This is a genomic window from Pantoea sp. EA-12 (assembly GCF_030053355.1).
Taxonomy (GTDB): domain Bacteria; phylum Pseudomonadota; class Gammaproteobacteria; order Enterobacterales; family Enterobacteriaceae; genus Pantoea; species Pantoea vagans_C.
This window is the reverse complement of record NZ_JASGBY010000013.1, coordinates 53,531-79,104: the sequence shown is the minus strand read 5'-3', so window position 1 is coordinate 79,104 and position 25,574 is coordinate 53,531. Positions and strand designations below refer to the sequence as shown.

Here is a 25,574-nt window from a genome sequence, read left to right as displayed (position 1 = left end):
CAGCGTGAGTAACCTGTCCCTGGATTTCGCCTCTTCGAATGAGTTTCAACCCCTGGCCGCGCGTATGCGGCCAGCAACGTTGCAGCAGTATATCGGGCAACAGCATCTGCTGGCGCCGGGCAAACCACTGCCGCGTGCTATTGAAGCCGGGCATCTGCATTCGATGATCCTCTGGGGGCCGCCAGGAACAGGGAAAACCACGCTAGCTGAGATCATCGCGCATTATGGTCAAGCGGACGTTGAGCGCATTTCTGCGGTGACGTCCGGCGTGAAAGAGATCCGAGAGGCAATTGAGCGTGCGCGTCAGAATCGTCAGCTCGGACGTCGCACCATTTTGTTTGTCGACGAGGTGCATCGCTTCAATAAAAGTCAGCAGGATGCCTTCTTACCGCATATTGAAGATGGCACCATCACCTTCATTGGCGCCACCACAGAAAACCCCTCATTCGAACTCAACTCGGCACTGTTATCGCGTGCGCGTGTTTATCTGTTGAAATCCCTCACCACCGAAGACATTGAACGGGTATTAACGCAAGCCATGCAGGACAGCGACCGTGGTTATGGCAGCAGCGATATTCTGTTGCCGGATAACACGCGTCGGATGATTGCCGAACTGGTCAACGGCGATGCGCGGCGGGCGCTCAATACGCTGGAAATGATGGCCGATATGGCAGAGAGCAATGCTCAAGGCCTGCGCGAGCTGACGCCGCAACTGCTTAATGAAGTCTCCGGTGAAAGGGCGGCGCGTTTTGATAATAAAGGTGACCGCTTTTACGATCTGATCTCCGCACTGCATAAATCAGTGCGCGGATCGGCGCCGGATGCCGCGCTCTACTGGTACGCACGCATTATCACCGCAGGGGGCGATCCGCTTTACGTGGCGCGTCGTTTACTGGCCATCGCTTCAGAGGATGTCGGTAATGCCGATCCCCGAGGCATGCAGGTGGCGATTTCGGCCTGGGATTGCTTTACCCGCGTTGGCCCCGCTGAAGGCGAACGCGCGATTGCGCAAGCGATAGTTTATCTGGCTTGTGCACCGAAAAGTAATGCCGTTTATACCGCTTTCAAGGCGGCGATGCGTGATGCGCGCGAATCGCCGGACTACGATGTGCCAGAGCATCTACGCAATGCCCCGACCAAATTAATGAAAGAAATGGGGTTGGGTAAAGAGTACCGCTATGCGCATGACGAGCCCAATGCCTACGCCGCCGGTGAGGTGTTTTTCCCGCCTGAAATGGCGCAAACGCGCTACTATCAGCCCACCAATCGGGGGCTTGAAGGGAAAATTGGCGAAAAACTCGCCTGGCTGGCTGAACAGGATCAAAATAGCCCGATAAAACGCTACCGCTGATAAAGACCTTACGGTAAGGTGAGCAAGTATTTCAATGCATTCCAGTGGGATGCATCCCTTCATTCGTTCAATCAACCTTAATTACACAGGATAAGCATGCTCGATCCCAATCTGCTGCGTAATGAGCCAGACGCAGTCGCAGAAAAACTGGCACGCCGAGGATTTAAACTGGATGTGGAAACGCTTCGCTCCCTCGAAGAGCGTCGTAAAGTCCTGCAAGTAGAAACTGAAAACCTGCAAGCAGAGCGTAACTCCCGATCCAAATCCATCGGTCAGGCCAAAGCGCGTGGGGAAGACATCGAGCCACTGCGTCAGGAAGTGAACGCGCTGGGCGAACGCCTGGATGCGGCCAAAGCGGAACTGGACACGCTGCAGAACGAAATCCGTGATTTTGCGCTCTCTCTGCCTAACTTGCCGGTCGATGAAGTGCCGCTGGGTAAAGATGACAGCGAGAATCAGGAAGTCAGCCGCTGGGGCCAGCCGCGCCAGTTTGATTTCCCGGTAAAAGACCACGTTGAGCTGGGTGAAGCAGTAAAAGGACTGGATTTTGCGTCCGCAGTGAAATTGACGGGATCTCGCTTTATTGTGATGCAGGGCCAGATTGCACGCCTGCACCGCGCTCTGAGCCAGTTCATGATTGACCTGCACACCGAGCAGCACGGTTATCTTGAGACCTACGTGCCTTACCTGGTCAACCGTGAAACTCTGTTTGGTACAGGTCAGCTGCCGAAGTTCGGTGAAGACCTGTTTCACACTAAGCCACTGGGTGAAGAAGCGGGTAGCAGCAACTATGCGCTGATCCCGACCGCAGAAGTGCCGCTGACCAATCTGGTGCGTGACGAGATCGTCGAAGAAGAAGACCTGCCGATCAAGCTGACGGCGCATACACCTTGCTTCCGTTCAGAAGCGGGTTCTTACGGACGCGACACCCGTGGTCTGATCCGTATGCACCAGTTCGACAAAGTAGAGATGGTGCATATTGTTGCGCCAGAAACCTCAATGGATGCGCTGGAAGAACTGGTCGGACACGCTGAGAAAGTCTTGCAGTTGTTGAATCTGCCATATCGTAAAGTATTGCTGTGCACCGGTGATATGGGCTTCGGCTCGGCCAAAACCTACGATCTGGAAGTGTGGCTGCCAGCACAAGATACCTATCGTGAAATCTCCTCTTGCTCAAACATGTGGGATTTCCAGGCGCGTCGCATGCAAGCGCGTTGCCGCAGCAAAGCTGACAAAAAACCACGCCTGGTTCACACCTTGAATGGTTCTGGTCTGGCTGTAGGCCGTACTTTGGTTGCGGTACTGGAAAACTACCAGCAAGCTGATGGCCGCATTGAGGTACCAGAAGTGTTGCGTCCTTATATGGGCGGTCTGGAAATGATTGGTTAATCAGTACTTTCCCAGCAAAAACCCGGCTATGCCGGGTTTTTTATTGTCCGCAGCGCAGGGATTATTTTTTAGTAAGAATTAATCAGAAATAAACGTTATCGTCAGCAGATGACCTTAAAATACTAAAATCTATAAATTCATACAGATAGCTGTTGTACTCTCGTGTGAGATATATCCTCTAACCTGCTGAAGATAAAAAAAATAAATTGTTCAGCAGCAAATTGTGCGGCGACTATTTTTTGCACGTTGACTTTAAAATAGCGAATGGCAAACTGCGCGCAATTATCTACATTTCTTTGGTTTTAATCCCTATGTCAACCTGGTCGCGCCCCGTCGTGTTGCTGCTCTGCGGCTTAATGCTCATGACGGTGTCTATTGCTGTGCTTAATACGCTGGTACCGCTTTGGCTTACCCATGATCAACTGCCAACCTGGCAGGTGGGGATGGCCAGCTCAGCCTATTACACCGGCAACCTGCTCGGGACCTTGCTGGCAGGCTGGTTGATTAATCGCTATGGATTTAATCGCTGTTTTTATCTGGCGAGCGTGCTGTTTGCTTTGGCGACCATGGGCATGGCGCTATTAGACGGTTTCTATAACTGGACGTCTCTGCGTTTCATGGCTGGCTTAGGTTGCGCACTGATCTGGGTTGTGGTGGAGAGTGCATTGCTGTGTAGCGGCACGGTACGCAATCGCGGCCAATTGTTAGCGGCCTATATGATTGTTTACTACCTGGGCACGGTTGCGGGTCAGCTTTTGGTTAGCCGTGTTTCGACTGAGTTACTGCACGTTATCCCGTGGGTCACCGCACTGATTGTTTGTGCCGTGTTGCCAGTGGTATTCCTGCGTGTGAACGCCGGAGCCGCAACTGAAGAGGCATCGACCGGCCGTATCTGGACTATGTTGCGTCGTCGCAGCTCTCGTCTGGGTATTAACGGCTGTGTGATTTCAGGCATTGTGCTGGGATCGCTGTATGGACTGATGCCACTCTATTTGTCCCATCAAGGAATGAGCGATGCCACCGTCGGATACTGGATGGCATTACTGGTGAGCGCAGGCATCGTAGGGCAGTGGCCGGTCGGACGCCTGGCTGACCGCTTTGGCCGCTTAATGGTTTTACGCGTGCAGGTGTTTGTCGTCATTCTGGGTGCGATTGCCATGCTGGGTGATACCGCCATGGCACCCGCGCTGTTTGTGTTGGGTCTGGCAGGTTTTACCCTCTATCCGGTGGCGATGTCGTGGGCATGCGAGACCGTGGCTCACCACGAGCTGGTCGCGATGAATCAGGCTCTGCTGTTTAGCTATACCGTTGGCAGTTTAGTTGGGCCTGGCATGACGTCGATGCTGATGCAGAACTACTCCGATCGCCTGCTGTTTGTGATGATTGCGGTGGTGGCACTGGTGTATTTGGTGATGCTGCTACGCAAGGCCGATCAGCATGCCACCCCAGTGGCGCATGCTTAACGGCAAAAATAAGGGGAGCGATTGCTCCCCTTATGCCATTTAGTACATCACCTCGTGACCATAGCTGGTGAGAATATTTTTGACCCGTTCCATGGTCTCTTTACTCGGTGGCTTCACGCCATCAAGCTTGTACTCTTCCCCCATCGCTATCCATTTGTGTTTGCCTAATTCGTGGTAGGGCAACAACTCAATCTTCTCGATGTTGTCCATATCTTTGGTGAACTCACCTAAGCGATGAACTGAGTCGTCATCATCGGAATAGCCAGGCACCACGACAAATCTAATCCAGGTGCGTTTACCTTTCTTTTGCAGATAGCGGGCGAAGTCCAGCGTGCGGTGATTGGACACCCCGACCAAAATCTGGTGAACATCGTCATTGATTTGCTTCAGGTCGAGCATCACCAGATCGGTGGCATCCAGCAACTCATCAATCACCGGATCGTAGCGACGGACAAAACCGTTGGTGTCGAGACAGGTATGAATCCCTTGTGCTTTGCAGGCGCGGAACCAGTCACGCACAAACTCGGCTTGCAGAATCGCTTCTCCGCCTGACGCGGTAACACCACCGCCAGAGGCATTCATAAAGTGGCGATACGACAAGACATCTTTCATCAGGTCTTCAACGGTGACCTCTTTGCCGCCGTGTGTGTCCCACGTATCGCGGTTATGGCAATAGAGGCAGCGCATCAGGCAGCCCTGGAAAAAAGTGATAAAACGGATGCCGGGACCGTCAACGGTGCCGCAAGATTCAAATGAGTGGATACGACCAATGGTGGACATTGCGATGAGTTCTCCGGTTTAGCCTCAACATCAGGCGGCACAATCTGTGTTGTGCTCTGGGATTAAAGTCGATTTTGCCAGGTTGCCATCACCAGCAAACTGGCAAAACAGACTTGTGGAGAAAAGGCTCCCGCAGGAGCCTTTTACATCTCTGGAAGAATTACAGAGACTGCGTGAAGGTACGGGTAATAACGTCTTGCTGCTGCTCTTTCGTCAGCGAGTTAAAGCGCACAGCGTAACCGGAAACACGAATGGTAAGCTGAGGATATTTCTCAGGGTGTACCATCGCATCCAGCAGCATTTCACGGTTCATGACGTTGACGTTAAGGTGCTGACCGCCCTCAATGTTTGCTTCGTGATGGAAGTAACCGTCCATCAGACCCGCGAGGTTGGTTTTACGCACGTTATCATCTTTACCCAACGCGTTTGGCACAATGGAGAAGGTATAAGAGATACCATCTTTAGCGTACGCAAACGGCAGTTTGGCAACCGAGGTCAGTGAAGCAACGGCACCTTTCTGATCGCGACCGTGCATTGGGTTAGCACCCGGTCCAAATGGCGCACCGGCACGACGACCATCTGGGGTATTACCGGTTTTCTTACCATAAACCACGTTTGAGGTAATGGTCAGCACTGACTGAGTAGGTACCGCATTACGGTAGGTTTGCAGTTTCTGAATTTTTTTCATGAAACGTTCAACCAGGTCACAGGCCATGTCATCAACACGTGAATCGTTGTTACCGAACTGCGGGTATTCGCCTTCGATTTCGAAATCCACGGCCAGGCCATCGGCATCACGCACGGTTTTCACTTTCGCATATTTGATGGCTGACAGGGAGTCGGCAGCTACTGACAGGCCGGCGATACCACAGGCCATGGTGCGATAAACGTCACGGTCATGCAGCGCCATCAGTGAGGCTTCATAACTGTACTTATCGTGCATGTAGTGGATGATGTTCAGCGAGGTGACGTACTGTTTCGCCAGCCAATCCATGAAGTGATCCAGACGCGCCATAACGGTATCGAAATCCAGGATTTCGTCAGTGATCGGCGCTTCTTTTGGACCCACCTGCATTTTCAGTTTTTCGTCCACACCACCGTTGATTGCATACAGCAATGTTTTTGCCAGGTTGGCGCGGGCACCAAAGAACTGCATTTGTTTGCCGACAATCATCGGGCTGACACAGCAGGCGATGGCATAGTCATCGTTATCAAAGTCAGGACGCATCAGGTCATCATTCTCGTACTGCAATGAGGATGTGTCGATAGAGACTTTGGCCGCGTATTTTTTGAAGTTAACGGGCAATTTTTCCGACCACAAAATGGTCATGTTAGGCTCAGGCGATGGGCCCATGGTGTACAGCGTATTCAGGAAGCGGAAGGTGCTTTTGGTGACCAAAGTACGGCCATCAACGCCCATACCTGCAAGGGATTCGGTTGCCCAGATAGGGTCACCAGAGAACAGTTCATCGTACTCTGGTGTACGCAGGAAACGCACCATACGCAGTTTCATCACCAGGTGGTCAATCAGCTCCTGCGCGCCTTCTTCACTCAATTTACCGGCTTTGATGTCACGGTCGATATAAACATCAAGGAAGGTGGATACGCGGCCAAATGACATGGCTGCGCCGTTTTGAGATTTCACAGCGGCAAGGTAACCGAAGTAGGTCCACTGTACAGCTTCTTGCGCGGTCACGGCTGGCAGAGAGATATCACAACCATACTTAGCGGCCATCTCTTTGATTTGGCCTAATGCTCGGTGTTGTTCAGAGATCTCTTCACGCAAGCGAATGGTGGCTTCCAGATCGACACCGTTCTCCATATCACTTTGCAGTGAATTGAATTGTGCCACTTTATCTTTCATCAGATAGTCGATGCCGTACAGCGCCACGCGACGGTAGTCACCAATAATACGACCACGACCATAAGCATCTGGCAGACCGGTCAACACACCGGATTTACGGCAGCGCAGGATATCTGGGGTGTAAACATCGAACACACCCTGGTTATGGGTTTTACGATAATCGGTGAAGACTTTTTTCAGCGCAGGATCGAGTTCACGTCCGTAGACTTTGCAAGAACCCTCGACCATTTTGATGCCGCCGAATGGGATGATGGCACGTTTCAGAGGGGCTTCAGTCTGCAGACCAACGATGGTCTCCAGAGATTTATTGATGTAGCCTGCGTCGTGAGAGGTGATGGTTGAAGCCAAGTCTGTATCAAAATCGACCGGAGCGTGGGTACGGTTCTCAATTTTGATGCCTTCCAGCACGCTGTCCCACAGTTTTGTGGTGGCCGGTGTTGCGCCCGCCAGGAAAGATTCGTCACCTTCATACGGGGTGTAGTTTTTCTGGATGAAGTCACGGACGTTGACGCTGTTCTGCCATTCGCCGGCGCTAAATCCTTCCCAGGCTGACGCCATTTTTTCATTAAGTTCGGACATGATATACCTGCCTTATTTAGGGAGACTCTGACGTATGGCGTGCGCTTCCGCACGCCCGTATCAATTCATTAATGCACGGGCTCATCGCCGCGCAGATAGATAACCCAATAGGTCAAACCGACTAACAATCCGCCACCAATGATGTTGCCGATGGTTACTGGAATCAGGTTGTTAACTATAAAGTCACCAACGCTGAGAGACGGGAACTGTGCGGCGCTGGAACCGGCCATCTGCCAGAATTCAGGACTGGCGAAATCACGAATAACAATGGCCATGGGAATCAGGAACATGTTGGCGATGCTGTGCTCGAAGCCGCTGGCAACAAACATGCCGACGGGCAAGATCATCGCGAACATTTTGTCGAACAAACTGCGGCCGGAATAACTCATCCACACTGCAAGGCAAACCATCAAGTTAGCGAGCGTGCCCAGGCTTACGGCCTCAATAAAGGTGTGATGCATTTTGTGGTCTGCGGTCTGAAGCACGTTTAGGCCCCATGCACCATTTGCGACCATGTGTTCACCCGCTAACCAAATCAATGCCACGAAGAACAGGGCACCAAACAGGTTACCGATATAAACATTCAGCCAGTGGCGACCGAGTTGCAGCCAGGTGATGCGCCCACTGGCTTTCGCCACCACAATCAGTACGGTGGAGGTAAAGAGGTCAGCACCACATACCACCACTAACATTAAGCCGAGTGAGAAGCAGATGCCGCCAATCAGCTTGGCTATGCCGTAAGGCATCGCGCCACTGCCAGTTGTGGCAGTGATATAGAAGACGAAAGCGATAGAGATAAATACGCCAGCGGTGATGGCAAGGAAGAAGGTGGTTAAAGGGTGTTTAGTGGCTTTATAAACACCGGCATCTTCTGCAACTTTAGCCATTGCCGCCGGTAGTAATGCATTAAAAGGGTTGTCAGCTTTCACACTAACGCTCTCCAAAATTTGTCTGTAATGATACTAACAAAGGAGTATAGGTCAGGAATTGATGTGGATCATAAATGCCAGGGGCAGCGGGGATAAGCGAGGCGATTAACGATAGTTTTTGTATTTAATTATATGATTTTAATGAAATAAATATTTTTTAAAATATACAACAATATTTTAATTCCGTAGTCTGGCAGCGAGTAAACAGTTAATTAAGTTCAGCGATTGAAGACCGATTGTTAAATATAAACGTTAAGTGTGACAGCTGTATTTTAGTCATAAAAAAGGCACTGAAATGATTCAGTGCCAATTATTACTTCACTGCAAAACTGGCGTTATTTTTGTGACCAGTATTGGCGCTTGGCTGCCTGCAATTTTTCGTAAGCCGCTAACAGAGCCTGGTGAGCAGGGAAGGCTTTGAGGTCGAGATCGACCGCTTGCAGACCATAGAATGGCGCTTCACCACTGATAGCAGCGGATGCGGCATCAACTGCTGCTTGTCCATACATACGCACGAATGCACGATGATACTGCACTGGATCACGCTCTTCTTCCATCGCCAGCAGTAACAGCGTCTGCAGGCAGCGGTAGTAGTTGGCGCGCTCTTCACTGAAGATCGACTGGTTAAACTCCATGGTCCATTCAGTCCAGATCAGTGCCTGATCTAAATCGCCACCTGCCAGCGCCAGCATCGCTTTCAATTCACCGATACGCAGGGTGTACCAGCCGTTATCTTTGCCCGATGCCAGACCCAGCAGTTCACGTACACGTGTGAAGTCGTCATGGCCTTCTTCGTCGAGTTGCTCAATGAGGTTCAGATAGGCTTCAGGTTCCCATTCGCTGGCTGGTAGCGCCAACAAGGTTTCACGCAGTGGCGCGCCCATGCTGTTATTGGCCAACAGCAGATCTTCTGCCGGATAGATATCGGACATGCCTGGCACGATAATGCGGCAAGCGTAAACACCCAGATGCTCGTAGTCAGCAATATAAACTTCTTGATCTTCAGCACGGAAGATCGCCATCAAGGTGTCGAACTCTTCGTGCGTGCTGCCAGAGAAGCTCCAGTCAACAAACGGATAATCTGCATCGTCTTTGAACATATCCCAGGAGATCAGGCCGCTGGAATCGATGAAGTGTGTTTCGAGGTTAGCATGTTCAGCCACTTCTTCGTCATCAAAGGTCGGCGGGGTGAACACATCCAGATCTTTCAGGCCACGGCCCTGAAGCAGTTCGGTGACGGTACGCTCCAGCGCCACGCCAAAGTCAGGGTGTGCACCGAAGGAAGCGAAGCACGTGCCGTTTGCCGGGTTGAACAGTACCACGCAGATGACCGGGTATTTCCCACCAAGGGAAGCATCGTAAGAGAAGATAGGGAAGCCTTCTGCTTCCAGACGGTCAATCGCCTCAATCACACCGGGATAGCGCTGCATCACTTCAGCCGGGATTTCTGGCAGGCTGATGGACTCGGCGATAATACGATTTTTAATATGGCGCTCAAAGACTTCAGAAAGTCCCTGTACACGCGCTTCATTGGCGGTGTTGCCGGCGGACATACCGTTAGAAACATACAGGTTACCGATGATGTTCATCGGAATGTAGACCGTTTGCTGATCGGACTGACGGGTAAACGGCAGGCCGCAGATACCGCGGTCAGCATTGCCCGACTGCAAATCAATCAGGTCTGAGGCGCTCAGGCTATCTTCTGGATCGTAAAATTTCTGCAGGCGCGCATCCAGAATACCAGCCGGGAGGCTGTCATCTTCAGTCAGTGGGAACCACTTCTCGTTGGGATAGTGAACAAATTCACCTTTCGCGATGGATTCACCCAGCCAGAAGTCAGCGAAGAAATAGTTGGTTGAGAGACGCTCAAAGTATTCGCCTAACGCAGATGCCAGCGCGGCTTTCTTACTGGCACCTTTACCGTTGGTAAAGCACAGTGGGCAGTCACGATCGCGGATGTGCACAGACCAAACATGTGGAACCGGGTTAAGCCAGGAGGCTTCTTCAATATTGAAGCCTAAATCTTGCAGCTTCTGCTGGAAGCGGGCAATGGAGTCTTCCAGTGCGGCGTCTTTTCCTGGAATAAACGTTTGCGTCATGTTGGCGCTCTCTCAAGTCGATGGGGTGGGCGTAAAGCGCGCAATGATACGGGTTTTGCGCTTGCTTCGCTATTCAGTGTTCCAAATTTATCGCGGTATTGTTGCGGCTTTTTATTCACCTGGCTGCATTCTGATTTTACTTCATGAAACCACCTCACAAAATTCCGTGGCTGATTGCATTTATGACATAAGCTGCGGCTATGCCTGCTCTGGAAATGTGATCTCCGCCGGATTAATGATTGCAGCCATTCGGAGGCAATGATAAAACCGATACGGTATTCATAACCGTTCGATATGACAGTGGTGAGGGGAAATGACGCAGGTTTATAATTTTAGCTCCGGCCCAGCGATGCTGCCGGTAGAAGTGCTCCGTCGTGCAGAACAAGAACTGACAAACTGGCACGGATTAGGCACCTCGGTGATGGAGATCAGTCACCGTAGTAAAGAGTTCATTGCGGTTGCTGAAGCAGCAGAACAGGATTTTCGCGATCTGCTGAAGATCCCATCCAACTACAAAGTTTTGTTCTGTCATGGTGGCGCGCGTGCACAGTTCGCGGCTATCCCAGGCAACTTGCTGGGTGAAGCCAAAACCGCCGACTACATTGATGGCGGCTACTGGGCTCACAGCGCCATCAAAGAAGCGGAAAAATATTGTTCCCCAAACACCATTGATGTCAAAACCACGTTGGAAGGTAAACGTGCTTTGTTACCGATGCGTGAATGGCAGTTGAACGATGACGCTGCTTATGTGCATTTCTGCCCGAATGAAACCATCGACGGTATTGCTATCGATGAAGAACCAGATTTTGGTGACAAAGTTGTTGTTGCCGACCTCTCTTCAACCATCATGTCTCGTCCTATTGATGTCAGCCGTTATGGTGTGATCTACGCGGGCGCGCAGAAAAATATCGGACCGGCAGGCTTAACGCTGGTGGTGGTGCGTGAAGACCTGCTGGGCAAAGCGCAACGTTATGTGCCTTCTATTCTTGATTACAAGGTGCTGGCAGAAAACGAATCCATGTTTAACACCCCGCCAACCTTCGCCTGGTATCTTTCTGGTTTGGTCTTTAAATGGCTGAAAGAGAAGGGCGGTGTGGCTGAAATGGATAAGGTTAATCAGGCGAAAGCTGACCTTCTCTATGGCGTGATCGACAGCAGCAGCTTCTATCGTAACGATGTTGCTTCCGGTAACCGTTCACGCATGAACGTGCCATTCCAGTTGGCCGACGCCGCTCTGGACAAAGTGTTCCTCGAGGAGTCACTGCAGGCAGGTTTGCATGCCTTGAAGGGCCACCGTGTGGTTGGCGGCATGCGTGCATCGATCTACAATGCGATGCCGCTGGAAGGGGTTAAAGCCCTGACTGAGTTCATGATCGACTTCGAACGTCGCCACGGTTAATTACTTACTTTATGCCAGCCTGGCTGGCAACTGGCCCCGTGATTGGACGGGGTCTCGTCTTTTCTGGAGATTTGGTTTCACATGCAGGACTCCCTGACTCTACAACCGATTGCCCGCGTTGACGGCACGGTAAACTTACCGGGTTCAAAAAGCGTCTCTAACCGCGCATTGCTGTTGGCTGCGCTGGCAAACGGCACAACTCGCCTGACGAACTTGCTGGATAGCGATGACGTCAAACACATGCTGAATGCGCTCAAAGCGCTGGGCGTCAGTTATACGCTCTCTGCCGATCGCACCGTGTGTGAAGTGGTGGGTAATGCAGGGCCACTGCACGCTGACCAGCCACTGGAGCTATTCCTGGGGAATGCGGGTACGGCAATGCGTCCGCTGGCTGCGGCACTGTGCTTAGGCCAACAGTCGATCGTACTGACTGGTGAGCCGCGCATGAAAGAGCGCCCAATTGGTCATCTGGTTGATGCGTTGCGTCAGGGCGGCGCAAACATTGATTATCTGGAGCAGACGGATTATCCCCCGTTACGCCTGAACGGCGGCTTCGTGGGTGGTGAAGTCAGCGTGGATGGCAGTGTTTCCAGCCAGTTCCTGACCGCCTTGCTGATGACCGCGCCTTTGGCTGAGAAAGATACTGTTATCACCATCAAAGGTGATTTGGTTTCCAAGCCGTATATCGATATCACTCTGCACCTGATGCGTTGCTTTGGTGTGGACGTTGATAACCAAAATTATCAACGCTTTGTGGTTAAGGGCCAGCAACAGTATCAGTCACCGGGTGATTATCTGGTGGAAGGTGATGCGTCTTCGGCTTCTTACTTCCTTGCTGCTGCAGCAATTAAAGGCGGAACCGTGCGTGTAACGGGTATCGGCCGCAATAGCGTGCAAGGCGATATTCGTTTTGCCGATGTGCTGGAAAAAATGGGTGCGGTGATCGAGTGGGGTGATGATTACATTGCCTGTACGCGTGGCACGCTGACCGCCATCGATATGGACATGAACCATATTCCTGATGCGGCGATGACCATTGCCACCACGGCGTTGTTTGCCGAAGGCACAACCTTAATGCGCAACATCTATAACTGGCGCGTTAAAGAAACCGATCGTCTGGCCGCGATGGCGACAGAACTGCGCAAAGTCGGTGCTGAAGTGGAAGAGGGCCACGATTTCATCCGTGTCACGCCTCCTGCACAGTTGCAACATGCGGATATTGGTACCTACAACGATCACCGTATGGCCATGTGCTTTGCGCTGGTTGCGCTGTCCGACACGCCAGTCACCATCCTTGATCCTGGTTGCACGGCGAAAACCTTCCCGGACTACTTCCAGCAGTTAGCGAAAATCAGCCGCGCCTCATAATCTTCCTACCCGGTACGCTTGTGCCGGGTTTCTTCGCTCTCTTCTGGTCTTGATGAGCGGAAATTCTTCCGAATCTGACTAAAATTCTAGCGCTGTGTTCGTGAAAGGGTACTAACCTGACGCGGGCAGCGTATAATGCCGCGCAATCCAGACAGCCAAGAAGGCTGATAATAAGCACGCAGCAACAGGAGAGAACAATGACGGCAATCGCCCCGATCATTACCATTGATGGGCCAAGTGGCGCAGGTAAAGGGACTTTGTGTAAAGCGATGGCGGAGTCATTGCAGTGGCACTTGCTGGATTCTGGTGCCATTTATCGCGTATTGGCTTTGGCTGCACTTCACCATCAGGTAGATATTGAATCAGAAGAAGCGTTAGTTCCGATGGCGGCTCACCTTGATGTGCGTTTCCTTTCTGTGGAAGGTGAAATGCAGGTCATTCTTGAAGGTGAAGACGTGACGGGTGAAATTCGCACGCAAGAAGTCAGCAACACGGCTTCACGCGTGGCGGCTTTCCCACGTGTGCGTGAAGCACTGTTACGTCGCCAGCGTGCATTCCGTGAAGAACCAGGCCTGATTGCGGATGGTCGAGATATGGGCACCGTGGTTTTCCCCGATGCACCGGTAAAAATCTTCCTGGATGCCAGTTCGGAAGAGCGTGCGCATCGTCGTATGCTACAGTTGCAGGAGAAGGGCTTTAATGTTAACTTTGATCGCCTTTTATCCGAGATAAAGGAACGCGACGACCGCGATCGTAATCGCGCTATCGCACCTTTAGTGCCTGCCGCTGATGCTCTGGTGCTGGATTCAACCAGTATGTCCATTGAGCAAGTGATTGAAAAGGCACTTGATTATGCCCGCAGTAAGCTGGGCATGTAATCGTTAAGGCAACCGAATTGCTGTAACCCTGTACCAAGGACCCGGTGCTGGGCATGTGAAACAACCCCATCCGACAATGACGTCAGGTGGACGTTAAATTGAAGAATCCTAAGATTATCAATATGACTGAATCTTTTGCTCAACTATTTGAAGAATCACTGAAAGAAATCGAAACCCGTCCGGGTTCCATCGTTCGTGGCGTTGTTGTCTCTATCGACAAAGACGTAGTCCTGGTTGATGCGGGTCTGAAATCTGAATCTGCAATCCCTGCAGAGCAGTTCAAGAACGCAGCCGGCGAACTGGAAATCCAGGTAGGCGACGAAGTTGACGTTGCGCTGGACGCAGTAGAAGACGGCTTCGGTGAAACCCTGCTGTCCCGTGAGAAAGCTAAACGTCACGAAGCTTGGATCACGCTGGAAAAAGCTTACGAAGAAGCTGAAACTGTTACCGGTGTTATCAACGGCAAAGTTAAAGGTGGCTTCACAGTTGAGCTGAACGGTATTCGTGCGTTCCTGCCAGGTTCACTGGTTGACGTTCGTCCGGTTCGCGATACTCTGCACCTGGAAGGCAAAGAGCTTGAATTCAAAGTAATCAAGCTTGATCAGAAACGTAACAACGTGGTTGTTTCTCGCCGCGCAGTTATCGAATCTGAAAACAGCGCTGAACGCGATCAGCTGCTGGAAAACCTGCAGGAAGGCATGGAAGTTAAAGGTATCGTTAAGAACCTCACTGACTACGGCGCATTCGTGGATCTGGGTGGCGTTGACGGCCTGCTGCACATCACCGATATGGCTTGGAAACGCGTTAAGCATCCGAGCGAAATCGTCAACGTGGGCGACGAAATCACTGTTAAAGTGCTGAAGTTCGACCGCGAGCGTACTCGTGTATCTCTGGGCCTGAAACAGCTGGGCGAAGATCCATGGGTTGCTATCGCTAAGCGTTACCCAGAAGGCACCCGCCTGACCGGTCGTGTAACCAACCTGACTGATTACGGCTGCTTCGTAGAAATCGAAGAAGGTGTTGAAGGTCTGGTACACGTTTCTGAAATGGACTGGACCAACAAGAACATTCACCCATCTAAAGTTGTTAACGTGGGCGATGTTGTTGAAGTTATGGTTCTGGACATCGACGAAGAACGTCGTCGTATCTCCTTGGGTCTGAAGCAGTGCAAAAACAACCCATGGCAGCAGTTCGCTGAGACCCACAACAAAGGCGATCGCGTTGAAGGTAAAATCAAGTCAATCACTGACTTCGGTATCTTCATCGGCCTGGACGGTGGCATCGACGGTCTGGTTCACCTGTCAGACATCTCCTGGAACGCGACTGGCGAAGAAGCCGTTCGTGAGTACAAAAAAGGCGACGAAATCGCTGCTGTTGTACTGCAGGTTGATGCAGAGCGCGAGCGCATCTCTCTGGGCGTGAAGCAGTTGGCTGAAGATCCATTCAACAACTACATCACCCTGAACAAGAAAGGCGCTATCGTTAACGGTAAAGTGACTGCAGTAGACGCTAAAGGTGCTACAGTAGAATTGGCTGATGGCGTTGAAGGTTACCTGCGCGCTTCAGAAGCTTCACTGGACCGTATCGAAGACGCAACTCTGGTTCTGAGTGTTGGTGACGACGTTGAAGCTAAATTCACCGGCGTTGACCGTAAGAACCGCGTTGTAAGCCTGTCTGTTCGTGCTAAAGACCAGGCTGATGAGAAAGAAGCAATCAACACTGTTAACACCAAACAGGAAGAAAGCAACTTCTCTAGCGCTATGGCTGAAGCGTTCAAAGCGGCTAAAGGCGAGTAATCGACCCGAGGCACCGGACGATGTAAATCGTCCGGTTTCGGTAAAAGCTGTCATACCTTTCCCATTAAGGATTAACCGGAGGTTACATGACCAAGTCAGAACTGATTGAAAGACTTGCTGGCCAGCACTCTCATATTCCGGCGAAAGTCGTTGAGGATGCAGTCAAAGAGATGCTCGAGCACATGGCCACAACGTTGGCACAGGGCGAGCGCATTGAAATCCGGGGATTCGGCAGCTTTTCTTTGCACTACCGCGCACCGCGCACTGGTCGTAACCCGAAAACGGGTGACAAAGTGGATCTGGAAGGTAAATACGTTCCCCACTTCAAGCCGGGCAAAGAATTGCGTGACCGTGCAAACATTTACGGCTAAGCTGTGACCGAACGACAAAAACGACACCTCAGGGTGTCGTTTTTTTTTGCCTATAGCCGAACACTGTGCACTTGATTCCAACATCCAGTTGGCCTGCTGCAAACCCTATCGATTCCGTTGAACCCTTCCCGCAAACGGTAAACAAACAGCAGGCTATCCACGCCAGACGCGCGCAAACTTCTCGCTCTTTAAGGGAGATAGTGCATGCGGATGACAGGGATACTGCTGGCCCGGGCCATGATTCTGGCCACCTTAGCGTTGGTTTTTTTGCCGCAAATTCCGACAAGCGCAGCGATCGCCGCCCTGGCTGCGGCAGGCGTCGTTGCTGGATTGATGCCGCCACCTGCGCTGCGTGTAACAGGAATGGGCTTACTGCTATTGTCATGGGCGCTGTGGGAAGCCCGGCAGATCATCAATTCGATAGAGGATTTGACGGCAACTCCCGTCGAAGTGACGCTGCGTATTATGGAAGTGCGTGAAACAAAACAGCAACTCAGTGCGCAGATTATCCGCGTTGGCGAGAAATATCAGTTTCCCCCGCTGTTTGTCACCCTCAGTACTGCATCCAACACATCACCATTTTGTGTCGGCCAACGCTGGCAAATGAAACTGCGTCTGCGTGCGGTACATGGTCGATTAAATGAAGGCGGGTTTGATGCCCAACGCTTTGCACTCGCCAATCATACGCCACTGCAGGGGCGCATTATCGAACAGCAGGCGCAATCACTGAACTGCAGTTGGCGAGCACAGTTGGTCAACTATCACTTACCGAGAATAGAAACGCTGCAGCAACCGGCGATCTTACAAGCGTTAGCCTTTGGCGATCGCGATAATATGACGCCTGCACAACGTCAGTTATTGCGGGAAACGGGAACCGCACATCTGATGGCAATATCGGGGATGCATATCGCACTAGCCGCCAGCGTGGGCTGGGCAATCGCTCGGGCACTGCAATTTTTCCTTCCTGCTCGACTTATTGGATATGTATTGCCCCTGGTGGGCAGCCTGATGACGGCGGCTGTTTACTGCTGGATCTCCGGCAGTCACGCGCCTGCGCAGCGCGCGATGGTAGCCTTGACGATCTGGATACTGATTCGGCTAGCAGGCTGGCAACTCAGTGGCTGGCAGGTGTGGACGCTGTGCATCGGCAGCCTGCTCTGGCTGGATCCACTCACCATCTTGTCAGAGAGTTTCTGGCTCTCTTCACTCGCTGTGGCGATGTTGATAGCCTGGTTTCAGTGGTATCCGCTACCTGCGAGATTCAGCAAAGGCTGGCGATGGTTGCCGCTGCGCCTGTTGCACTTGCAACTGGGCATGATGATCTTAATGGCACCGCTGCAAATCTATCTGTTTCAGGGCATCAGCCTCAGTGCTTTGGTCGCCAACCTTATTGCTGTGCCCGTGGTGTCATTAATTACCGTGCCATTGATTTTACTGGCGCTGATGCTACCGGTGCCGCCTGTTTCTGCCGTTTTATGGTGGCTGGCCGACGGGTCTGTCAGTCTGGTGATGAAAGGATTGGCACTACTCCCGGCAGGATGGTGGCCGCTGAATGAAGCCATACCCGCCGTCGCGGTGCTGTGGGTAGGGTTGATATTGTGGCGCAGCGGCTTACTGTATCGTGCGCTGACGCCATGCTGTGGTTTGGCGTTAGCTATCGTCATTTGGCGCAGCCAGACGGAGCAAGATGACTGGCAGGTGGACATGATAGATGTCGGACATGGCCTCGCCATCGCCATCACCCAGGGCAAAGACGTTGTGATGTATGACGCGGGACCACGCTGGCAACAAGATGATGCTGGCGCCCGGGTGATTCTGCCCTGGCTACACTATCAGGGGCGCAAGTTAAAAGCGGTGATCATTAGCCATAAACACCTGGACCATCGAGGCGGTTTGCCCTCATTGCAAGACGCCAATCCAGACCTTGTTATCCGTAGTGCGTTGCCTGAAGTGGGGCATTTGCCTTGTCAGCGCGGGGAACAGTGGCTGTGGGGGAAACTGACCTTCACCGCACTCTGGCCTCCGGCAGGTAATACGCAGGGGCAAAATAATGATTCCTGTGTGGTGCGGGTTGATGACGGGAAAGTCAGCCTGCTGCTCACGGGGGATATTGAGCTGGAAGCAGAAAAAAAATTAGTGGCACTGGAGAAAGAACGGCTGGCCAGCACCTTGATACAGGTTCCTCATCACGGCAGCCGGACTTCTTCTGGACCATTACTGTTACGTAGTGTTGCAGGAAAAGCGGCAATCGCCTCTGTCGCTCGCTATAACGCGTGGCGCATGCCGGCACAATCTGTGGTCTCTCGCTATCGCGAACAGGGCTACATCTGGCATGACACCGCGCAATCGGGACAGATCCACATCGGTATTCGGCAAGGAGACTGGCAGATTAAGGGGTTAAGAGAGCAAATAATGCCCCGCTGGTATCATCAGTGGTTTGGCGTCAAACGTGAATCCAGGTAGAATGAGCGGCTATTTCAAACAGCGTGAATAAATAATGCATCAAGACAAAGATCTCTCAACGTGGCAGACATTCCGCCGACTCTGGCCGATGATTGCACCGCACAAAGCTGGACTGTTCGTGTCTGCGGTGGCGCTGATTCTCAATGCGGCTGGCGATACCTTAATGTTGTCGCTGTTGAAACCTTTACTGGATGATGGCTTCGGGAAAGCCGATAAGTCCGTGATGCTGTGGATGCCGCTTGCGGTGATTGGTCTGATGCTGGTCCGTGGCGTCACCAGTTATATCTCCAGCTATTGTATTTCCTGGGTATCCGGCAACGTGGTGATGAACATGCGCCGTCGTTTGTTTGGTCACATGATGGGCATGCCCGTGGCATTCTTTGACCAGCAATCCACCGGTACGCTGTTATCGCGCATTACCTATGATTCGGAACAGGTTGCGTCATCTTCTTCCAGTGCTTTGGTGACGGTGGTACGCGAAGGGGCCTCGATCATTGGCCTGTTTATCATGATGTTCTATTACAGCTGGCAGCTGTCATTGATCCTGATTGTGTTGGCACCGATTGTCTCCTTTGCCATTCGCACCGTGTCCAAACGCTTCCGCAACATCAGTAAGAATATGCAGAACACCATGGGCCAGGTTACCACCAGCGCTGAACAGATGCTGAAAGGGCATAAAGAAGTACTGATCTTTGGTGGTCAGGATGTCGAGGCAGAGCGCTTCTCGCAGGTCAGCAATAAAATGCGTCAGCAGGGTATGAAGCTGGTATCGGCTTCTTCCATCTCCGATCCGGTGATTCAGCTGATTGCTTCTCTGGCCTTGGCATTTGTGCTGTATGCCGCCAGCTTCCCAAGCGTGATGGAAACCCTGACTGCGGGTACCATTACCGTGGTGTTCTCATCAATGATTGCGCTGATGCGTCCATTGAAATCACTCACCAACGTTAATGCCCAGTTCCAGCGTGGTATGGCGGCTTGCCAGACGCTGTTCTCGATTCTGGATAGCGAGCAGGAAATTGATAACGGCAAGCGTGAAATTGGCCGTGCCAAAGGTGATGTTGAATTCCGTAATGTCACCTTCACCTACCCAGGCCGTGAAGTGCCTGCACTGCGTGATATCAATCTGTCGCTGCCAGAAGGTAAAACGGTGGCGCTGGTGGGTCGTTCGGGTTCGGGCAAATCGACCATGGCTAGCCTGCTGACGCGTTTTTACGACATCGATTCAGGTGAAATTCTGCTGGATGGTCACGATCTGCGTGAGTATACGCTGCGTTCGCTGCGTAATCAGGTGGCGCTGGTTTCCCAGAATGTCCACTTGTTCAACGACACCATTGCCAACAACATTGCCTATGCGCGCAACGGTGAATACACGCGTGAGCAGATCGAGCAGGCGGCAACCATGGCGCATGCCATGGACTTCATCAAGAAAATGGATAACGGCCTCGATACCGTCATTGGTGAGAACGGGGTGCTGCTGTCTGGCGGCCAGCGTCAGCGTATCGCCATCGCGCGCGCCTTGCTGCGTGATTGCCCGATTCTGATTCTCGACGAAGCCACCTCCGCGCTGGATACCGAATCTGAGCGCGCCATACAGGCCGCGCTGGATGAACTACAGAAAAACCGCACTTCGCTGGTGATTGCCCACCGCTTGTCGACCATCGAAAAGGCCGACGAAATTGTGGTGGTGGAAGATGGTCGGATTGTTGAACGTGGTACCCATGAAGTCTTGCTGGCTGAGAAGGGTGCTTATGCGCAACTTCACAAACTGCAGTTTGGCCAATGATTGAACGCATCTGGAGCGGGCGCTCGCCGTTGTGGCTACTGTTGTGGCCACTCAGCTTGCTGTATGGGGCCATCAGTGTACTGATTCGCCTTAGCTATCAGCGCGGCTGGCGTAAAAGCTGGCGTGCGCCTTGCCCGGTGATTGTAGTCGGCAACCTCACGGCTGGCGGCAATGGCAAAACACCCGTGGTGATCTGGTTGGTACAGGCGCTGCAGCAGCGTGGTCTGCGTGCGGGTGTTGTGTCGCGCGGTTACGGTGGGAAAGCAGATCGTTACCCACTGCGGGTCACGGCGGATACCCCTACAGCATTAGCGGGTGATGAGCCGGTGCTGATTGCGCAGCGTACAAAGGCGCCAGTGGCGGTTGCCCCTGAACGCCGTCTGGCTGTGGAAGCGCTGCTGGCCGATCACACACTGGATGTGATTATTACTGACGATGGGCTGCAGCATTACGCCTTGCAGCGCGATCGTGAAATTGTGGTTGTGGATGGTGCACGACGTTTTGGTAATGGCTGGTGGTTACCTGCGGGTCCCATGCGTGAACGTGCTTCACGCCTGCAGGATGTGAATGCGGTTATCGTCAATGGCGGTGAGGCGCAAGCGGGAGAAATCTCAATGACGCTGCAGCCGGGTTTAGCGGTGAATCTGCTCACTGGTGACACTGCTAGTCTGGATGAGTTACCGGCGATCGTGGCGATGGCCGGTATCGGGCATCCCCCTCGCTTCTTTAATACCCTGAAACAGCAGGGCGTCAGTCCGGTTGCTGAGGTCGCTTTTGCTGACCATCATGCATACAGCGAAGATGAACTGGCCCGCTTAACGCAGGCCGGGCAATGTTTGCTGATGACGGAAAAAGATGCCGTGAAGTGCCGTGGCTTTGCTCAAAAGCATTGGTGGTATCTGCCGGTTGATGCGCATCTGTCGGGCGCAACACTTGATGCGCTACTCGATGATTTAACACAACTCTGCACTACTGTGCGCGAAACCCGCTCGCGCGTATAACCGTCACAGGGAACCGAGTATGACTACCGTTAATTCCCTCTCGCTGCAAACCGCTCGTCATCTTCATCTGGCTGCCCAGGGACTGTTACGTCCGCTGGGCCGCCGCGCGCGTTTTGCGGATATTCACGCCAGCGTGCGCCAAATGTCTTTGCTGCAAATTGACACCATCAACGTGGTGGCGCGTAGCCCTTATCTGGTGTTATTTAGCCGTCTTGGCGCTTACCCAACAAACTGGCTGGAAGAGACGTTAGCTGGCGGGGAACTGTTTGAGTACTGGGCACACGAAGCCTGTTTTATCCCATTTGAGGATTACCCGCTGCTGCGCCATCGTATGCTGGAGCCACAACGGCTTGGCTGGAAATACAGTGAGCAGTGGGTGGAAGCGCATCAGCAGGAGATTACCGACTTACTGGCTCATATCAGTGAAAACGGCCCGGTTCGCGCCGCGGATTTCGCCAACGATAAGCAGACGAAACCCGGCTGGTGGGCATGGAAGCCCCACAAGCGTCATCTGGAGAATCTCTTCAGTGCCGGTGAATTGATGGTGGTGGAGCGGCGCAACTTCCAACGTGTTTACGATCTGCGCAGCCGCGTGATGCCAGAATGGAATGATGCACAACATGCGCTTAGCGAAGCTGAAGCGGTGCTGGCGATGTTGAATCATAGCTCACGCAGCCTGGGTATTTTCCGCGCGAACTGGCTGGCGGACTATTACCGGCTGAAACGCGCCCCCATCAAAACCTGGCTGGAAAAGGCAGAGGCACGGGGTGACATTGTGCGTGTCGAAGTGGAGCAACTGGGTGAAATGTGGTTGCACAAAGGTCTGTTGCCGCTGTTGGAAAAAATGCCGACAGCCACGCACACTGCGCTGCTCTCTCCCTTTGATCCCGTGGTGTGGGACCGACGCCGTGCACTGGAACTGTTTAATTTCGATTATCGCATCGAGTGCTACACCCCGGCCGAGAAGCGCAAGTATGGCTATTTTGTTTTGCCAGTCTTGCATCGTGGCGCTTTAAAAGCGCGTATTGATGCCAAAATGGAGCGCCAGTCCCAGCAACTGGTGATTCGTGCCTTCTGGCTCGAACCCGGCACGCGGGTGAGCAACGCGTTTCTTGAGGATGTGCAAAAAGCGATTAATCGTTTTGCACAATGGCAGGGTGCGAGCCAGGTGATACTGGAAAATGCGCCGCCCGCGTTGCTGGCTGCCTGGTCCCATCAGTGGGATATCAACCGCTGACAACACACGAATATTGCCGCGCCCAGCGCACTGTGGCCGGGTGCGCTATGGTATGCTTAGTGCCTGACGAATCGGTGCTAAAGGAGAAAATGATGGATCACCGTTTACTTGAGATTGTTGCTTGTCCGGTTTGTAACGGAAAACTGTATTTCAACAAAGAGCAGCAGGAGCTGATCTGCAAACCTGACGGACTGGCCTTCCCGGTGCGTGACGGTATTCCCGTGCTGCTGGAAGTGGAAGCTCGTACCCTGTCAGTTGAAGAGATCCATCCATGAGTTTCGTCGCGATCATCCCTGCGCGTTATGCATCAACGCGCCTGCCAGGCAAACCGCTGGTGGATATTCACGGCAAACCGATGGTGGTGCATGTGATGGAGCGAGCGCGCGAATCGGGAGCGGATCGGGTGATTGTCGCCACTGACCACCCAGAAGTGGCTGCAGCAGTGACAGCAGCGGGTGGTGAAGTCTGTATGACGCGCGCCGATCACCAATCTGGCACCGAACGTCTGGCAGAAGTGATCGAAAAATACCAGTTTGCCGATGACACCATCATCGTCAACGTGCAGGGTGATGAGCCGATGATCCCGGCTGAAATCGTCCGCCAGGTCGCGAATAATCTGGCACAAGCCGATGCAGGGATGGCGACTCTGGCGGTGCCGATCACCGATGCTGAGGAAGCATTCAATCCCAATGCCGTTAAAGTGGTGATGGATGCCAAAGGCTACGCGCTCTATTTTTCACGCGCCACCATTCCCTGGGATCGTGAGCGTTACGCGAAATCGCGTGAGCAAATTGGTGACACATTACTACGACACATCGGGATCTATGCCTATCGTGCCGGATTTGTCCGTCGCTATATCGCCTGGGAGCCGTGTCCGCTGGAGCACATTGAGTTGCTCGAGCAGCTGCGCGTATTGTGGTACGGCGAGAAGATTCATGTTGCGGTGGCGCAAACCGTGCCAAGCGTTGGCGTGGATACTCCGGAAGACCTGGCGCGCGTACGTGCGGCCATGCAAGGTTAATCTCCGATCGGCCAGCCACGCGTGCTGGCCACAAAGTTTGATCTGGCGCTAAGTATTACGCCACCATGGCCTCCAGGATAGTTAATTCATTTGACCGCGGAGGATGACGCATGGAACAGCTCCGTTCAGAACTGGCGCTGGTACTGGGTGAAGGTATCAGCCGCCTCGAAACCATCAGCGAACAGGCGCAATCGCGTCTGTATGCACTCTATGACAACGACGGTAAGCCTATGCCGCTGGTAGCGAAGTATTTCCGTCATCAGGGACGCGCCGCGCTAGAAGCCAAAAAACTTACAATGCTGGGCCATGATGGCCTGGTGCCAGTGCCTGCGGTCTTTGGTTTAGTGCTGAGTCAGCAGCAACCGGTGCATGAAATGCTGCTGATGGCACGTTTCAATGGCGTATCGGCGGAGGCGCCGGCCCGTACCTCACTCCGTTGGGAGCAACTGTGCGAACAGATCGTTGAAGGTGTGCTGGGCTGGCATCGAATCGACAGCCACGGTTTAGTGGGCCGTGTCGATAGTGTGCAGGAGAACAGCTGGCCTGCGTGGTATCGCCAGCGTGTTGAAGTGTTGTGGTCGACGCTCGGCTACCTCTCACCGCCCTCATTTACGTTAGAAGATCGACAGATTTTATTCCGCAGTCGCCAGCAGTTAACTCAATTGTTTGACGATTTCGATGACCCCTGCGTGCTGATGCACGGCAATCTGCGGCTGGCCAGTATGCTGAAGGATGCGCACAGCGACCAACTGGTGGCGATGATGCAACCCGGCAATATTCTATGGGCACCCCGAGAATATGAGCTGATGCGGCTGGCTGACAGCGGTGCCGAAGCCTCATTACTGCGACACTATCTGCAGCGTGCGCCGGTGGCAGAAGGCTTTGTCTGGCGGCGCTGGCTCTACCAGCTGTGGGATTGTGTGGATACCCTGGTGAGCAGCGGACAGTTTGACCGTCCGCGCTTCAACAATGCCCGTGAACAGCTACTGCCCTGGCTCGGCTGAGTTAAGGTCATCACCGCGCAGCCGCTGCCAGATTTGCCCTAAGGTTTCATAAATGGCGCGCTCACTGTGACTCAACCACAGCGGTGAAGGCAGAATACGATCCCACGCGCTAATAGGTGAAGTGATCGCGAGTTGGTTAGCGGGGGCGGCAATGGGATTCATGCCTGCGCTCTGGAAAAAGTGCATTGCACGAGGCAGATGGTTAGCAGAAGAGACCAGCAGAAAAGGGTGTTGTCCAATGGTTTGCCTCACTGCCTGCGCTTCTTCACCGGTGTCGTGGGGTTGATCCAGCGTGATGATCGCCTCAGGCGGTACGCCCAGACTCTCCGCCACTTCCGCCGCCACGCTGGCGTTGCTGCGACGATTAAATCCTGCGGCAGCGCCGGTGAAGATCATTTTGGCTTGCGGATAGCGCCGCCACTGGCGAACCCCTTCCGCGACACGCGGCAGGCTGTTGTTAATCAAATTAGAACTGGGAGCCCAATTCGGATTGAAGGTATAGCCACCGCCGAGCACCACGATATAATCCACCGGTTCCGAGCCGTTCCAGGTCGCATAGTGACGTTCCAGCGGCAGCAGTAAGCGGTCGGCGATGGGTTGCAGGCTCAGTAGTAAGAGCATTAGCCAACTGGCTGAGATAAGGATTTTGCCGCTTTTTTGCCAACGGCTAAACCAGAGTAGCAAAAGTCCCGCCGCCATCAGTGACAGCAGCAGTGGCAAAGGCAATAACATCGCGCCAATCCATTTTTTTAATGCAAAAAACATTGAAAATCGCTCCTTTTGTCCGAAAAAACAGCAG

At 52.9% G+C, this 25,574-nt stretch carries 21 protein-coding genes; 16 read left to right on the top strand and 5 right to left on the bottom strand.

All coding sequences use genetic code 11. The annotated features are described in order from the left end of the window. Nucleotides 1–4: 4 nt before the first annotated feature. The 3 genes from QMZ30_RS18680 (at nucleotide 5) to QMZ30_RS18670 (ending at nucleotide 4,203) form a co-directional block, all read left to right on the top strand. Entirely contained in the window at nucleotides 5–1,351 is a 1,347-nt protein-coding gene (locus tag QMZ30_RS18680) for a replication-associated recombination protein A (RefSeq protein ID WP_283228542.1), read from the top strand. Nucleotides 1,352–1,447: 96 nt separating this feature from the next. Then, on the top strand, nucleotides 1,448–2,740 hold the full coding sequence (gene serS, locus QMZ30_RS18675) for a serine--tRNA ligase (protein ID WP_039332403.1): 1,293 nt from the start codon (nucleotides 1,448–1,450) through the stop codon (nucleotides 2,738–2,740). A 311-nt stretch (nucleotides 2,741–3,051) separates the two neighbouring features. Continuing rightward, the gene (locus QMZ30_RS18670) at nucleotides 3,052–4,203 is read left to right on the top strand and encodes an MFS transporter (RefSeq protein WP_058969399.1); all 1,152 of its coding nucleotides are present in this window, start codon (nucleotides 3,052–3,054) and stop codon (nucleotides 4,201–4,203) included. A 39-nt stretch (nucleotides 4,204–4,242) separates the two neighbouring features. Here QMZ30_RS18670 and pflA read toward each other — a convergent pair whose 3' ends face one another. The 4 genes from pflA to ycaO form a co-directional block, all read right to left on the bottom strand. Next, entirely contained in the window at nucleotides 4,243–4,983 is a 741-nt protein-coding gene (gene pflA, locus QMZ30_RS18665; protein WP_058969299.1) for a pyruvate formate lyase 1-activating protein, read from the bottom strand. 160 nt (nucleotides 4,984–5,143) lie between these two features. Then, nucleotides 5,144–7,426 (bottom strand): formate C-acetyltransferase, encoded by a 2,283-nt coding sequence (pflB, locus tag QMZ30_RS18660; protein WP_283228541.1) that lies wholly within the window; start codon nucleotides 7,424–7,426, stop codon nucleotides 5,144–5,146. A 68-nt stretch (nucleotides 7,427–7,494) separates the two neighbouring features. Then, nucleotides 7,495–8,355 carry a formate transporter FocA gene (gene focA / locus QMZ30_RS18655; protein ID WP_039332409.1) on the bottom strand — a complete coding sequence of 287 codons (861 nt, stop codon included), beginning with the start codon at nucleotides 8,353–8,355 and terminating at the stop codon, nucleotides 7,495–7,497. A gap of 335 nt (nucleotides 8,356–8,690) precedes the next feature. After that, a complete protein-coding gene (gene ycaO, locus QMZ30_RS18650; protein ID WP_283228540.1) occupies nucleotides 8,691–10,454 on the bottom strand; it encodes a 30S ribosomal protein S12 methylthiotransferase accessory factor YcaO in 1,764 nt (587 codons plus the stop codon). On the opposite strand from ycaO, the gene QMZ30_RS18645 reads away from it, so the two are divergent. From QMZ30_RS18645 to QMZ30_RS18585, 13 genes are all read left to right on the top strand, one after another. Continuing rightward, nucleotides 10,453–10,716: a hypothetical protein gene (locus QMZ30_RS18645; protein ID WP_283228538.1), complete on the top strand. Its 264-nt coding sequence runs from the start codon at nucleotides 10,453–10,455 to the stop codon at nucleotides 10,714–10,716. The genes ycaO and QMZ30_RS18645 overlap by 2 nt on opposite strands. A gap of 51 nt (nucleotides 10,717–10,767) precedes the next feature. Next, the gene (gene serC, locus QMZ30_RS18640; protein WP_039332415.1) at nucleotides 10,768–11,853 is read left to right on the top strand and encodes a 3-phosphoserine/phosphohydroxythreonine transaminase; all 1,086 of its coding nucleotides are present in this window, start codon (nucleotides 10,768–10,770) and stop codon (nucleotides 11,851–11,853) included. A gap of 81 nt (nucleotides 11,854–11,934) precedes the next feature. Continuing rightward, complete coding sequence (aroA, locus tag QMZ30_RS18635) at nucleotides 11,935–13,221, top strand: 3-phosphoshikimate 1-carboxyvinyltransferase (RefSeq protein WP_283228537.1); 1,287 nt, start codon at nucleotides 11,935–11,937, stop codon at nucleotides 13,219–13,221. A 197-nt stretch (nucleotides 13,222–13,418) separates the two neighbouring features. Continuing rightward, on the top strand, nucleotides 13,419–14,099 hold the full coding sequence (cmk, locus tag QMZ30_RS18630; protein WP_039332421.1) for a (d)CMP kinase: 681 nt from the start codon (nucleotides 13,419–13,421) through the stop codon (nucleotides 14,097–14,099). Between the two features lie 122 nt (nucleotides 14,100–14,221). Continuing rightward, nucleotides 14,222–15,895 carry a 30S ribosomal protein S1 gene (rpsA, locus tag QMZ30_RS18625; protein ID WP_039332423.1) on the top strand — a complete coding sequence of 558 codons (1,674 nt, stop codon included), beginning with the start codon at nucleotides 14,222–14,224 and terminating at the stop codon, nucleotides 15,893–15,895. An 86-nt stretch (nucleotides 15,896–15,981) separates the two neighbouring features. Next, complete coding sequence (ihfB, locus tag QMZ30_RS18620) at nucleotides 15,982–16,266, top strand: integration host factor subunit beta (protein WP_039332425.1); 285 nt, start codon at nucleotides 15,982–15,984, stop codon at nucleotides 16,264–16,266. Between the two features lie 204 nt (nucleotides 16,267–16,470). Further along, nucleotides 16,471–18,729 (top strand): DNA internalization-related competence protein ComEC/Rec2, encoded by a 2,259-nt coding sequence (locus QMZ30_RS18615; protein WP_283228536.1) that lies wholly within the window; start codon nucleotides 16,471–16,473, stop codon nucleotides 18,727–18,729. A 34-nt stretch (nucleotides 18,730–18,763) separates the two neighbouring features. Then, nucleotides 18,764–20,512 carry a lipid A ABC transporter ATP-binding protein/permease MsbA gene (gene msbA / locus QMZ30_RS18610; protein WP_283228535.1) on the top strand — a complete coding sequence of 583 codons (1,749 nt, stop codon included), beginning with the start codon at nucleotides 18,764–18,766 and terminating at the stop codon, nucleotides 20,510–20,512. After that, nucleotides 20,509–21,513 (top strand): tetraacyldisaccharide 4'-kinase, encoded by a 1,005-nt coding sequence (lpxK, locus tag QMZ30_RS18605; RefSeq protein WP_283228534.1) that lies wholly within the window; start codon nucleotides 20,509–20,511, stop codon nucleotides 21,511–21,513. The genes msbA and lpxK overlap by 4 nt, the downstream gene beginning before the upstream one ends. Nucleotides 21,514–21,532: 19 nt before the next feature. Continuing rightward, a complete protein-coding gene (locus QMZ30_RS18600) occupies nucleotides 21,533–22,750 on the top strand; it encodes a winged helix-turn-helix domain-containing protein (protein WP_283228533.1) in 1,218 nt (405 codons plus the stop codon). Between the two features lie 92 nt (nucleotides 22,751–22,842). Next, nucleotides 22,843–23,025 (top strand): Trm112 family protein, encoded by a 183-nt coding sequence (locus QMZ30_RS18595; RefSeq protein ID WP_039332435.1) that lies wholly within the window; start codon nucleotides 22,843–22,845, stop codon nucleotides 23,023–23,025. Next, entirely contained in the window at nucleotides 23,022–23,771 is a 750-nt protein-coding gene (kdsB, locus tag QMZ30_RS18590; RefSeq protein WP_283228532.1) for a 3-deoxy-manno-octulosonate cytidylyltransferase, read from the top strand. Before QMZ30_RS18595 ends, kdsB begins: the two co-directional genes overlap by 4 nt. 110 nt (nucleotides 23,772–23,881) lie before the next feature. Further along, complete coding sequence (locus QMZ30_RS18585; RefSeq protein ID WP_283228531.1) at nucleotides 23,882–24,775, top strand: YcbJ family phosphotransferase; 894 nt, start codon at nucleotides 23,882–23,884, stop codon at nucleotides 24,773–24,775. On the opposite strand, the gene elyC is transcribed toward QMZ30_RS18585, so the two are convergent. Then, nucleotides 24,755–25,540: an envelope biogenesis factor ElyC gene (gene elyC / locus QMZ30_RS18580; RefSeq protein ID WP_283228530.1), complete on the bottom strand. Its 786-nt coding sequence runs from the start codon at nucleotides 25,538–25,540 to the stop codon at nucleotides 24,755–24,757. The two genes, QMZ30_RS18585 and elyC, sit on opposite strands and share 21 nt — an antisense overlap. Nucleotides 25,541–25,574: the final 34 nt, after the last annotated feature.